This is a genomic window from Staphylococcus saccharolyticus (genome assembly GCF_900458815.1).
GTDB lineage: Bacteria > Bacillota > Bacilli > Staphylococcales > Staphylococcaceae > Staphylococcus > Staphylococcus saccharolyticus.
The window spans coordinates 97,202-111,540 of sequence record NZ_UHDZ01000001.1 but is presented as its reverse complement, the minus strand read 5'-3'; the positions used below and the strand labels follow the sequence as shown (position 1 = coordinate 111,540).

General features: G+C 31.2%; 7 protein-coding genes and 4 pseudogenes. 5 read left to right on the top strand and 6 right to left on the bottom strand.

Going from position 1 to position 14,339, the window contains the following annotated elements; genetic code table 11:
* Positions 1-37: 37 nt before the first annotated feature.
* Complete coding sequence (locus DYE57_RS00445; protein WP_115312489.1) at positions 38-871, bottom strand: LysR substrate-binding domain-containing protein; 834 nt, start codon at positions 869-871, stop codon at positions 38-40.
* A 121-nt stretch (positions 872-992) separates the two neighbouring features.
* On the opposite strand from DYE57_RS00445, the gene DYE57_RS00440 reads away from it, so the two are divergent.
* On the top strand, positions 993-1,988 hold the full coding sequence (locus tag DYE57_RS00440) for a YeiH family protein (protein WP_115312488.1): 996 nt from the start codon (positions 993-995) through the stop codon (positions 1,986-1,988).
* 150 nt (positions 1,989-2,138) lie between these two features.
* Here DYE57_RS00440 and DYE57_RS00435 read toward each other — a convergent pair whose 3' ends face one another.
* Positions 2,139-3,095, bottom strand: a complete 957-nt coding sequence (locus DYE57_RS00435; RefSeq protein WP_115312487.1) for a metal ABC transporter solute-binding protein, Zn/Mn family — start codon at positions 3,093-3,095, stop codon at positions 2,139-2,141.
* Between the two features lie 289 nt (positions 3,096-3,384).
* Here DYE57_RS00435 and DYE57_RS00430 point away from each other — a divergent pair.
* The 3 pseudogenes from DYE57_RS00430 to DYE57_RS00420 form a co-directional block, all read left to right on the top strand.
* A pseudogene (locus DYE57_RS00430) lies at positions 3,385-4,490 on the top strand (NAD(P)/FAD-dependent oxidoreductase).
* Positions 4,484-5,862, top strand: a pseudogene (locus DYE57_RS00425) (nucleoside recognition domain-containing protein). The pseudogenes DYE57_RS00430 and DYE57_RS00425 overlap by 7 nt, the downstream one beginning before the upstream one ends.
* Positions 5,863-5,865: 3 nt before the next feature.
* Positions 5,866-6,462, top strand: a pseudogene (locus DYE57_RS00420) (GTP-binding protein); the annotation flags it as partial.
* A gap of 343 nt (positions 6,463-6,805) precedes the next feature.
* Here the strand turns inward: DYE57_RS00420 and DYE57_RS00415 are convergent.
* Positions 6,806-9,205 (bottom strand): polysaccharide lyase 8 family protein, encoded by a 2,400-nt coding sequence (locus DYE57_RS00415; RefSeq protein WP_115312485.1) that lies wholly within the window; start codon positions 9,203-9,205, stop codon positions 6,806-6,808.
* A 651-nt stretch (positions 9,206-9,856) separates the two neighbouring features.
* Between DYE57_RS00415 and DYE57_RS00410 the strand changes: the two genes are divergently transcribed.
* The gene (locus DYE57_RS00410) at positions 9,857-10,252 is read left to right on the top strand and encodes a GNAT family N-acetyltransferase (protein WP_306171760.1); all 396 of its coding nucleotides are present in this window, start codon (positions 9,857-9,859) and stop codon (positions 10,250-10,252) included.
* 286 nt (positions 10,253-10,538) lie between these two features.
* On the opposite strand, the pseudogene DYE57_RS00405 reads toward DYE57_RS00410, so the two are convergent.
* The 3 genes and pseudogenes from DYE57_RS00405 to DYE57_RS00395 form a co-directional block, all read right to left on the bottom strand.
* Positions 10,539-11,832 (bottom strand): annotated as a pseudogene (locus tag DYE57_RS00405) (type I restriction-modification system subunit M).
* 559 nt (positions 11,833-12,391) lie between these two features.
* Complete coding sequence (locus tag DYE57_RS00400) at positions 12,392-12,544, bottom strand: beta-class phenol-soluble modulin (protein ID WP_115314099.1); 153 nt, start codon at positions 12,542-12,544, stop codon at positions 12,392-12,394.
* A 232-nt stretch (positions 12,545-12,776) separates the two neighbouring features.
* On the bottom strand, positions 12,777-14,336 hold the full coding sequence (locus DYE57_RS00395; protein ID WP_232619727.1) for a salicylate synthase: 1,560 nt from the start codon (positions 14,334-14,336) through the stop codon (positions 12,777-12,779).
* Between the last annotated feature and the right edge of the window lie 3 nt (positions 14,337-14,339).

Below are 14,339 nucleotides of genomic sequence, written 5' to 3'. Positions count from 1 at the left end.
ACAATATATAAAATTTAACATATTTGATTAGCTTCACCTAACCTATTTCATCAGTCAAGACGGTCTGAATAACTATATCAATATTTTTATCAACATATTTATCGATATATTTAACTAGATAATAGTTTCGATAAACGTTTAATGGTTTCACAACCAATGTCTCATAATCTTCCTGTTGAATTGCAGATTTAGAGATAATCGTGAAACCATTGCCAGCTTGTGTCATTTGTTTAATCACTTTAATATTGTTGATTTCAATAAGATATGGATTGTAGTTTAATTGAGACAAACCTACTTCTTGATAGAACCGTGTTCCAGAACCTTTTTCTCTGACAAAACACACATCCATTTTAGGTTCTATGGACTTTTTATAAATACAGACCATTTCATCTTCTTTAATTTTCTGACATTCAACTGCATTATCCCGAATTTCCTTTTCTACAATACCTATATCGATAATATTATGTTTGATATCATTGATAACAGTGTCTGAATTATTAATACGTAAATGTATATGTAAATCAGGATATAATTGCGTAAGTTTCGTCAATTGATTTGATAGTAAATATTCTCCATAAGTATAACTACTTCCTAATGTAAGTGTGCCTGCAATAATTTGTGATCCTACCTTCAAGTTTTGCCATAATGCTTGTTCAATACTCTCACGTTGTAATGCATATTGAAGTAACTTTTCTCCTTCACTAGTTAAACTTAAATAAGGTGATTTAAATTCGAAAATCTTAACATCATACTTCGTTTCTAAACGCTTAATATCTCGACTCACTGAAGGTTGAGATGTGTAGAGATTTCCTGCTGCTTTCGTAAAACTTTCTGTCTTCACTACTTCAATTAAAACCTTGTATGGATCCATAGTCTTCATTCCTTTATTGCAATTCGCAGTCATATTTTTTTCGTTATAACCATTATACTTTATATTTATTTAATGTTATAACAACGCAATGCTAAAATTTTATACTGAGGTGTATATAAATATGAAATCGACCGCACAAATACGTTTCACTAAAGGACTACTTTTTACATGTATGATTGCAACAATTAGCTTGTTACTCGCCAAGCTTCCAATTTTAAGTACTTTTGGTGCATTATCAATTGCCATTATTTTAGCAATGATTTACCGTCAAATTTTTGGTTACCCAGAAGAGGCTCGTTCAGGAATTACATTCACTTCAAAGCGTTTACTAAAATTTGCGATTATTTTATATGGTTTAAAACTTAATATGAACGATGTTTTAGGTAAAGGTTGGAAACTATTATTAATTGATATTGGAGTTGCCATCTTTGCGATAAGTGTGACAATCATGTTCAATCAATTGATTAAAGGAGATACCGGTATTACCTTACTATTAGGTATTGGTACTGGGATATGTGGCGCTGCAGCAATTGGGGCAACAGCTCCAATTCTAAAATCTAAGGAAAAAGATACTGCGATAAGTGTCGGTATAATTGCAATAGTGGGAACAGGCTTCGCTCTTATTTATACAGCTATTGAAACAATCTTTAAACTTCCCGCTTCAACATATGGTGCCTGGACAGGTGTCAGTCTCCATGAAATTGCGCATGTCGTTTTAACTGCAGGCGTCGGCGGCTCAGAAGCGATGAAACTCGCTTTATTAGGAAAGTTAGGTCGTGTATTCCTACTTATTCCTCTAAGTATTATTCTGATGATGATGATTAACTATAAAAATGCTTCAAATACTAGTAAACAACGCATTGATGTGCCTTACTTTTTAATTGGTTTCATTATTATAGCATGTGCAAATACATTTATTCATATTCCTCATATGGTAATGTATGTATTAAATATTATAACGACGATATGTATACTAATGGCCATGGTAGCATTAGGCTTGAACGTTGCTATAAAAGATGTATTATCTCGAGCGTTCAAACCATTAATTGTTATTATATTCACACCTATATGTTTATCTACGATCACTTTCTTAATTATTTATGCATTTTATAGTTAAAGTACTATTAATTATGAACTACTCAAAGATTTTAAAATAACAAAGAAGGCAATTTCTATGTTTTAGAAACTGCCTTCTTTGTTTAGATAAAACATGCTGTAACAAGTACCCTTAGTAGCTATTCCTCTCATTCACATATCGCATTGCTTATTATTCGTTTTCAAGTGCCTTTTCGATTGCTTTGATATTTTCTTTCATGAATGATTGGTAAGTATTTTTATCTTGTTGCTTAGTATGTGAGCCCATATTATAGAACTTGATTATTTTCGCATTTGTCTCTTTTCTCACCGTATCTGCAATTTTATTAGAGACATTTTCTTCTGCTAAGATATTTTTCACTTTATCTTCTTTAATCTGTTTAACAATATTTGTTAAATCTTTTTGGCTGGGTTCTTCAGCATTCATATTTTCAATGCCTTCTTGTTTAAAGTTATAACGATCTGCTAAATAACCAATAGAATCATGTGAAATATATACCGTTTTACCTTCATTACCTTTCACTGCTTGTTTCATGTCTTTATCTAAGCCTTTTAACTCTTTCACTAATTTTTTGTAGCTATCTTCGTAGTAAGATTGATGTTTACTATCTTTTTTTACTAACTCATCTCTAATTGCTTTAGCAAATTTTTGGCTGACGACTGAATCTAACCAAATGTGTGGATCATATTTACCATGGTGATGATGTTCATGTTCTTCACCATATTCGTGCTCATGCTCATCTTCTTCACCTTTCAATAAATCTTTCTTATCTAAAGATGATTCTAATGATAATGTTTTGTCTTTATCATTGATTGCTTTAGCGATTTTCTTAGCCACAGGATCTAAGTTATCACCTGTATATAAGAATAAATCTGATTTGCCAATATCTACCATTTGTTTTTGACTCGGATCATATGTATGTGGATCGACACCATTTGGATAAACAGATTTAACATCAACATGTTTACCGCCAATTTGTTGCACAAATGATTTTAACGGATACACTGTCGTTTTAATTTCTAATTTACCCTTATGATTTGACGATTGATCACTATCACTTTTACCACAAGCTGCCAGTGATAAAGTTAAAATCGCTACAAATAATAAAATGAAACCTTTTTTATACATGTGTACATCTCCTAAATCGAAATTATTACGCTTTAATATTTGCATTAATTTTTATAATTGTCAACAGTTATATATAAACTCAAAAAGTCTGAAAAAAACAAAAGTTATCGATTATGAATCATTTATGCTCAATATAATTAAGATGCATAAAAGGAATGACTTGTAAAAAATACCTCGATAAACACCATCTTTTTAATTTTATATTTGAAAATGACATAAAATATAGGTATACTTTTAAATCGTAATAATTTCGATTTAAAGCGCTTAAAGTATAGAAAGGAAGTGTCACGTGATGCATCGTCGTGTCATTATTATTGGAGCTGGAGCAGCAGGCATTGGTATGGCTATTACATTAAAAGACTTTGACTTTGAAGATGTATTAATTATCGAAAAAGGTACTATTGGAGATTCATTCTCTCATTGGCCTAAGTCTACTCAAACAATTACACCTTCTTTACATCAAACGAATTTGGAATGCCTGATATGAATGCTATTGCCAAAGATACATCACCTGCATTTACGTTTAGTGAAGAACATTTATTTGGAGAGACGTATGCAGATTACTTAGCGCTAGTCGCACATTATTATGATTTAGACATAACAATAAATACAAATGTTTCACGTGTTACACATGAGAATGGTGTGTATAAAATAATCACCAACAATGATACTTATACGGCAGATTATATTCTTGTCGCGACTGGAGACTTTTCCTTTCCATATCAACCATTTAATTATGGTCATCATTATAGTGAAGTCGATGATTTTACTCAATTAAAAGGTAATGATTTGACAATTATAGGTGGCAATGAAAGTGCCTTTGATGCAGCGATTCATCTCAGTAAAGATGGCGCAAACGTTTCTATTTATACAACATCAACAGGATTAAATGAAGCATACGCAGATCCAAGTAAACACTTATCTCCTTTTACTCATCGACGTTTACATGATGCTGTACGTCAAGGTGCGCATATCGAAATGAATGTTGTCTATCGCGCGAAACAAATTTTGTTTCATGAAGGTGAGTATTATATTCATTTTGAAAATGGATATACCGCTACATCACTTTCAGAACCAATTATTGCTACAAGTTTTGATGTCACTCAAAATCCTTTAATACAACAATTATTTAAAATACGGCATCAAGGCGTACAACTAACTGAATTAGATGAGTCCACGCGTTATCCTAATATCTTTTTAATCGGTGCTACCGTATGTCATGATGAAGCTATTCTCTGCTATATTTATAAATTTAGAGCACGCTTTGCTGTATTAGCTAGCATTTTAAGAAGTCGGGAAGGCTTACCTGAGAAATCTGCTTTAATTGAGACTTATAAAAAGAGTAATATGTTCTTAGATGATTATAGTTGCTGTGAAGTCGATTGCACATGCTAAATATAACATTCAATATACACACCGGGCAGTGGTCTCCTATACCAAATGATACACATTACATCTCAATTGTCGGTTATAAGAAATTAACTACCAACCAACAATATTTGTTAAGAAATTATATCGTGAAGCATCATTTAGATATTTCTCTTAAGGAAGCTACACACCATCATCACCACTTCTCAGTTCAGAAATCATTGAAAAACTACAATTATTTATATCAGAAAGTAAAGCCTTGCGACCTCGATCCTTGGATATGTTCTATAGCTGGTTACTCATCATATTCATGTTCGCCCTACCTATTTATGTGTCCTATCATATTTCAGATTGGTTACAGCAACATTATGTTTCACGATGGATTGCGCTACTTTCACAATCTTATGTATTTCAAAATGGATGGTTACAACACATACTTTTTGATGACTATGGTGACATTTCTTTAGGAACTTACTCCTTTGTATGGGCATTACCCGTTGTCATTATGATTAGTTTATCCACCGCATTGATAGACTTAAGTCATCTTAAGCAATATATTGTATGGTCTATTGAACCAACGATGATGCATCTTGGTCTCAGAGGTTCTGATATTGTACCACTATTAAAGGGATTTGGTTGCAATGCAGCGGCAGTGTTTCAAGCAGGTCATCAATGTAAATTGTGCACGAAAGTTCAATGTGTGAGTTTGATTAGCTTTGGTACATCGTGTAGCTATCAAATCGGTGCCACATTATCTATATTCAATGCTACACATCGTTCATGGTTATTTCTACCTTATTTAATCATGGTGTTCATTGGTGGTTTAATTCATAACAAATTATGGGTAAAACGTGATTCTCTAATGAATGCACGACGGTCGTTAAGACAATCACAACAAATACAATGACCACCATTACATTTGTTGCTCAAGAAGATGTGGGGAAGTATACAAATGTTTACATTACAAGCCTTACCAATTTTTATAGGTATATGTCTCGTAGTAAGTATTTTATCTCTGACACTGATTTTAGAATTATTATCTAAAATATTTACACCCTTACTAGTTACTAGATATACCTACACAGCTATCTCCAGGCATTTTATTTTCAATCATACGTAAAGATGACATGTTGTTGTTTAACATGAATGGAAGCTTATTCATTCAAAGTTTAACCGTATGGTTACTTGTATTCTTGAGTTCAACATTTACAGTATGTTCAGTCATTATGACCATGATCATTCGTCAATTGGGATGGCTAGAAGGATTGAAATTAATCATTAGACAAATGGTCACGTCCACTTGTTGTATCATTTTACTAGGTACTATGACTTAGGTATCACATCTCTTTCACAGTTAGGAGTTATATTATGGAAATTATTATCATTGGTGGCTTCTTAGGGAGCGGAACCTTTAGCAGTTGTCGATGCTTGTTTGACACCTGTACTCGCTCCTATTACGACAATTAGAAGTATAATTGGCCTGATTGTTGCTCAAATGTATCAACATATTGACTCCTACCCACAAGATATACAAACGTTATTTTTTGAACAGTTAAGTCATTGTTCTACATTATTTATCAATAAAATGGATTTAACTAACGTGGAAGATACTGCTCGCCTATTAAGCAAACTTGAGAGAATAAATGGTGATGCAAATATTCAAGTGGGACAATATGGTGAATTATCTTTAAAATCTTTGCTTGAAGTGAAAAATATAGTAACGAAAAATAGAGGGACTTTACATGGCAGGATTGAACATCGTTTCATTGATATGCCAAAATTAGAAACGAAAGAATCATTTATTGATACATTAGACCAACTGCCTCAAAATGTATATCGTGTTAAAAGATTTGTCCATTTTACCAATGCTGAGCATATCTATTTAGTTCAGTATACACAAGGTGAAATCGAGTTATCACCTATTTACATGAACTCAGATGTTCCATTATATCTAATAGTCATTGGTAAAGATTTGACTCATATTGAGCTCAAACTTTAATTAGCTTGAAAACTCGATACAGATAAATTATATTGCAAATATTTAGTGAATTTTCAAAAAATAATTATAAGAACTTAATTCTTAAATACAGGTAATTAAAATATTAATAAATACTTAATATACATTTTATTAATATTATTAATTTTAAATAAAGAATTTTATATTCCATTGACAATTAAATTTTTTTATTGTTAAATTACCTTAGAAGTGCAATGTGATGCTCAATGTATCTATTATTGTATTTTCATACTTATTTTGTCTTGTGGCTAGGACACCCATTTTTATGAGTGTTCTAGCCTTTTTAGTGCATTTTCTGAATGGATAAAGTGGGATAATATCAAATCTATTTTTTTAATTCAAAATGTGTATCTTGGTTTGGAACGTCTTTAGTCAAAATATTATAACCTTTAATACTTATTTTAGATTTTAAATCAATGGCCGAATGAGATACTTCAGGGTTGTTGTACGTACCTTCTAATATGCCGTCGTTATTCTTTTTAATCATAAACATGCCTTTACCTTTGATTTCAACTTTATTTCCATCTATCTCAAACGTTTGAGGTTCATTGGCATAATTCACAATGCCCCATACATGATTCACGTTATCTTTAACAACATGGAATTGTTCGTCTTGTTTTATGATACTAATATCATCTTTTTTATTTTTAAATTCCGATTGAGCTATTCCTGGATACAAAACATACGCATATGTGTTGTTTGTATTTGAGTGGGGTTGCACAATTTCATAATACGTATTTTTATGTTCATCTTTACTTTGACTCTCATTAATATCTTTCCACATACCGGAACGTTCATTTTTGCTTATAGTCAATTTAGGTGCGTCTAAAAAACGATATCCAATATTATTTTGAGTATCCTTTGCTTCTAAAAAGATTGACGTTGTTGCTTTATTTTTAGCATTATCTAGTGGATGATTATTGTGAAATAGTGTGTACCCATTTGCTTTACGATTCTCAATAGTTGTATTGGCGTCATGGACTTTATCTTTATTCACAATACCACTACCCATAAAAACAATTTTGTCGTCTAATATAAACCATGATTTGTTTGCGGTTAATGTATGCTGTTGGTTTTCAAAGTCCATTCCAATACTAGCGAACTTATCGTTATACTTTGTTCCACCTACAAACGTTTTTTCACTTTTTTTATTTCCGGTTGGTTCATCATTTAATGTTGTTGTCCCTGCTAAATAATGCATATTAGATGTTGCCCAAAAGTCATCACGATAATGTTTAACGTCATTATTATATAAATAATACATGCCTGCACCCGTATGCCAACCTTTTAAATTTTCGTTATTAATCGACTCGTAACGAGCCACTTTATTAGATGTTAAGCTAAGTCCAAATGTATAGTTTAAATTTGAATTATGATAAACAACACGCTTCATTTCGTCATAAATTTTTAATTGTTGCGGTTTATTTTTAGTAGTAATCGAACTATCTTCTATTAATTTTTTCATATTATGTATATCTGCATAAGATTTCAAATGATCATTTGGATGATAGCTATCATCTGATAAAACTGACGTTTTAACATATTGCTTATATTTGTTTTTTAAGGTTTGATCATGCATAACATCACTCATTCTTAATAATGATTTCATAACCGTTGTGGCCGTTGAATGACTTGTTTCATTTTCACGACTAATTGCTCTACCTCTTACAAAATCCATGAATTCGCCTTTATGAATCAGTGGCATAAACGCTTCATCTATCCAATAATCTAACACCTGTAGCTGTTCATTGTTCACATCAAAAGGTGTCGCGTATACGATAGGTAACATTTGAGAAATGCCTTCTAATAAAACTACACCATATGCCCCTGTATAAGGAACATCTTGATGATCGATATATGAGCCATCTCGGAAGAAACCATTTCGTTCCTTACCTGTCGCATAATCTTGAACATAATCAAAGACTTTATTAAAAGAATCTACAGAAGATTTCATCATATTTTTATCTTCTTCAATTAAACTTTCAGTCAATTTCACTTTAGAAATATCTACAAGATTACTCCCTTTTGCTTTTTCAGGTTTACCTACAGAAGCTAAGACTTCATTACTTTTCGGTACGTATTTGTTAATAGGCGCAATATATTTTTTCTTTTCTTTAAATGTAAAGTCTTTGTCCATTAATATGAGAGTATCTGTTAAAGCCTCCGGTGAGCCTATTTCAAAATCCCACCATTTCAAAGTGGTCTTTTTATTAGAACCTGCTTCTTTTTGATTTGAAGTCAATCGTTTCATATTCTCTTCAGAATTCACACCATACACATGCGCATGCATCCACGCTATCGCATCCTTTACTTTCTTCTTGTTTTCTGTTGTATTTAAAGATGTTTGCGGATGATTCATAGCTTCTGCAATTCGCTCAATATTCTGATAGCTTTTTGTCATATGACTAGAATTATTTTGTATATCTTTAGCACCTTTCCATAAATAAGATCTTGAAGGACTTGTTTCCATTTCTGCCAATAATCTTTTAGCATCTTGTTCAATATAATCATATTGCTTTTTCATTGATTTATCATTGCCGTCATAATACTCATATCCATAATTCACAGACTTCCATAGTTGTTTGAGTTGTTGATAGTCAAGATTTTGAGTTGTTCTCACTTGATTTTCAGCTGCCTTGCTTAAATTAGCATTAATACAACTCATGTATACTGAGAAAAGAATAATGATACATAACTTTGTACATTTTCGTAATTTAATTAACATTGAGGCATCTCCTTAACATTGATGATTTATCTTTCTAAATTTAATATGATGAGGATCTTGTTCAATTAACTTGTTGAAATATCTTGCTGTACAATACACGTGTTAGGTCTAAATCTTTAATTAATTTAGACGTATCTGCCTTTGTTGCATGTGTTTAATCTGCTAAAATTGTTTGAGATTTACTCAATTGTTTCATCTAAATATAGATGAGCGCATAAGTAACGCTTTAATTATGCTATATACATAGTCAATATATATTTATACTAAGCGACAGAATAATAAAAATCATAACCTCCTTAATTGAATTGCTTATTTTTAAAGTTTGGTGCATTAAAACGTTTCATATATAACTTTGCAATAGCGCTAGCAAACGTCACTATAGACTAATTATACACTTTATATCGTAAAAATAGCTCTTTTAAAAATAATAATTGCTTAAACAAATTTTATTTTAAAAAAGATTTTCGGATTTTGATTAAATAAAAAGTTTTTTGAAACGATATAAGCGAATATAAATAAACTTTTGAAAATGTCATTAAACGTTATTGTTAAGATGAAAAGATATCAGTGAAAGTTCATAAATTCTTTAAAATGGTAATTAGTAATATTAAGATAACTTTAAAATATAAAACTACGGGAGTGTAAAATAAATTGGAAATTTTGAAGATCCATGAAAACCAAATTAAAGAGGCTTATCCACTGATGTCAAAGCTAAGAACACATTTATCTTTAGAAGACTATATTGAGTTAGTTACAGAAGCGATGGAAAAAGATAATTATGAAATGTATGGTTTATATATTGGAGATAATCTTGCATCTGTTATCGGCTTTCAATCAATGACAACTTTATATTATGAACGCTTTATTTGGATATGTGACCTTGTCACTGATGATAACTATCGCTCTCTCGGTTACGGTGAACATTTATTAACGCACATTGAATCACTCTCAAAAGAAAAAGGATATGAAGCTATCGCACTATCTTCTGGTCTTCAAAAAAACATGCACACCGTTTTTATGAAGATAAAATGTCATACAACAAAGTGAGCTATGTGTTTAAAAAAGAATTGTAGCTCTATGTATCAAAGATAAAATAATAAACGAGCCCCCGTATAGGAACTCGTTGTTATTATACAAGTCTAGCAATTTATTATTCGTAAATTATAAAATAAACTTACTAACTGCAATATTATTTAAATATTTCAATTGAAAACGGAACGGCATAGTCTTCTCCTTTATTAGTAATCACGATGCCAAGTATTGTATAAACTAGACCGGCGATACCAACGCTCCACCAAATTCCAGAAAGTTTACCTCAAGTGTGTTAGTTGATTTAGTCATTTTTCAATACGCCTAGTTCTTTGAGGTACACATTAATCTCTGCTTGAACTTTGACAATTTCTTTATCGATGTCTTTCAATTGCTGTTGGACTTCATCTAAATCAATGGGATCTTCCTCTTCGAATGTATCTACATATCTTGAAATATTAAGATTGAAATCATTGTCTCTGATTTCTTCTAATGTTGCGATATAACTGTATTTATCAATAGTTTCTCTTTTATTATATGTCTCTACAATTTTGCTGACATCTTCGTCTGTAAGATGGTTTTGATTTTTCCTTTTTCAAAAGATTGAGATGTGTCAATAAACACGATAGCATCACCTTTTTGACGGCATTTCTTAAATACTAAGATACACGTTGGAATGCTTGTACCGAAGAATAAATTGGCTGGCAAACCGATAACGTCATCTAAATAGTTCTTCTCTTGAATTAGATATTGACGGATGGTTCCTTCTGCAGCACCACGGAATAAAACACCATGTAGCAGGACAATAGCTATTGTACCTTCATCGTCTAAATGATAAATCATGTGTTGGATAAAAGCGAAGTCTACCTTGGATTTAGGCGCTAACTTACCGTAATCACTGAAGCGTTCATCCTTTAATAACTGTGGAGCCGCATTCCATTTCGCGCTATAAGGTGGATTCGCAACCACGGCGTCAAATGTTTGACCTTCAAATGCTGGCGCTTCAAGTGTGTCACCATTCTCAATTTGAAATGCTTTAAAGTTCACATCGTGCAGTAACATGTTCATTCTTGCCAAATTATACGTTGTACTATTTGTACTCTTGACCATAATAATTACGAACTTTTGCTTCACGACCAGCACGTAAAAGTAACGATCCTGAACCACACGTTGGGTCATAAACACTTCTTAAATCTTCTTTTCCTACCATTACAATTTTAGCGAGAATGGTTGAAACTTGTTGTGGTGTATAAAACTCTCCTGCCTTTTTACCAGCACTAACAGCAAATTATCCTATCAGATACTCGTAAGCATCGCCAAGCATATCAATTCCAAAAGTATGATTTTCAATTTTGTTTAAGATGGCTAAATAAATGTTCAGGCTCGATGACGAAACCAATACGTTGAATCAACTCTTTCTCAACAATAGGTCGATAGGCATCATGATTCATTGCTTCTTCATACGTCATATTGTCTTCGACTAATAATCGTTCAGATTGTGTCTCTATCTTTTCGCTTAAAAATCGATAAAAAATTAAACCTAAGATATAATTTTTAAATTCATTCGCATCCATGTTGCCTCTTAAATCGTTGGCAATGGACTATAGTTTCTTTTGTAATTCCGCTTATTGTTGTCGCTATTTCTCAGATGTCGTCACTGCGTATTACCTCCGTTAATTTCGTTTCAATACACAATTTAAATTGTTGTACACTTATTTTATTTATAATTTTATATTACAAAATAAAATAAGTTAAGTGGAAACATTCTCTTAACTTAAACAAAATTAGTATCCAATTAAAGTTTTTCAGTGATACAATGAAAATTAAACAGTTTAATCCTTAATTGTGAAATTAAGCATAACTATCTTTGCACATTTATATATCTATTCTCAAAATGATTTTCTAAACTATTCTTTATGTATAGCATAGTAGCCCACTACATGTATGAAGATAAACTTTATGATTAAGATAGCTACTAACCATCATATGAATGTGATTACATTATTTTTCTAATTTTAAATTGTTTCAAAATGATGTATAAATAACTGAATGATAGCGTGTATCAAATAAAAAAGAGGTTAAGTAAACCTTATAATGGTTACCTAACCCCTTTTAAAATGTTAAATCAATGAAAATATTATGTAACTTGTTATAGGTTTATAAACCTAAAGCATGTATAATATCTCCAATAATTCCACCAGCATTTGTTACGATGTGTATGATACTTTTAGCTAATTCAGCACCGTCTCCAGATTGAGCTGCTGTGATTGTGTTTACGATAGCATCACCTAATTTTGAAAGATGGTCCATCATTGTAATCACCTCCCCAATTAAAGTCATCTATTAAAATAGCACTGAATATTTTACAATACAACAAAGTTACTTAAATTGTAACATTATCATTTTTATTACATTATAAATTTTGTAACAAATTTAAATATTCATCATTTGTAACTTATATTGATTTACTAACTAATCTTAAGAAATAGAAATTTTAATGGCTTCAAGTATCATATATTTCGTTATTGATTCTTAGTAACTCTTACATACTCAATGACTGAAGAACTGAACTTAATTTTTCACACGTTTCTTCAAATTCTCTATCAGGTTTAGACTTCTCAACAATTCCTGCTCCTACTTGGGCATGTGTCTCATTCTCATTTTGGAAGATACTTCTTAATATTAATGCAACGTCAAACCCTATATCTTGATGAATTAAAAACACACCACCACTATATAAATCTCGTTCTTCATCCTCATATTTCTCTATAGCTTGAACACTTTCTTTTCTAGGAATGCCTGAAGCCGTAACAGCAGGATATAGAGATAACAATGCATTCCAATAATTATTGTTTTTTAGTATACCAGAGACTCTAGACCCCAAGTGTTGCACAGATCCTCTTTCATAAATATGCATAAATTCATCCACTTTTACAGTATCTTTTTGACAAACTTCTTTAAGTTCGTCAATGGCTAGTTTAACTGAAACAGCATGTTCTCCCACTTCTTTGATATCAGTCAATAATTCTTTTTTTAAATGCGCTTGATTTTTTCTCGTACCCGCCAAAGGGAATGTGAGTACCTTATTGTCGTTATCTACTTGTAAGATGGTCTCTGGAGAAAATCCAAATAATTTCATAGAGTTGATATCAAACAAATATGACCGAGCTGGATTATTTACTCTTAATCCTAAAAAATAACTACGAATCATATGAATTCTATCTGATATCACAATTCTTCTTGAAAGAATCACTTTAGAATACATGTTATTTTTGATATCTTCTACTGCTTTAATGACATTATTTTTATACATATCACATTTTTGATTGATTAAAGATTGCTCTGTATCATTGGGAAGTGGTGAATTCTTTAGTGTTACATCTTCATACACTTTATCTAATTCACTAAATGGATTACTCTCTAAGTATCGAATAACCATGTGATTATTATGAATTTTCACTTCTATTGATGGCACAAAAAAGTATAATAATTCTTTCTCTTGTTCAGATTGAAGTTCTAAATACAAATATTTAGCTAAATTGTAATTAACGTAACCAAAAAAATTGATATTTTGGTTGTCACATCTTTTGTGTATCGCTTGTAATGTCTTATTGATAGTAAAAACGTCTTCTTGGATTTTGAAATTGCCATCCTTACTTTCAATGGTCAATGCTGTGTTACTCACTTTAAAAGATAACGCTTGATCAATACCTATATATGTCGTACCATTCATTTCATACATCAAATAATCATTTTGTAATGTAGATTTAGAATAATTACATATATTGTATTTCAAAGATTCTAAATTATATGTTTTTAAATCATATGTTTTTTCTTGATAATGCAATTCAGATATAAAATAATATAAATCATCATTCAATGTACTCACCTCTCGGATTTTTTCTATTGTGACTGTGGCATTTTTCTTTAATTCGCTAATTAATTCTTTCACATTGATAGCTTCATATAGTGGTTTGAGTCCATGTGATTTAATGCGTGATTGTAAAATTAAGCTTACTGTACTGTATAGAGTTATAACCGTTAATGCATTCCAATCTATATTACTTTGAAACGTCAATTCTGTGTTATTATTAATTATCACTTT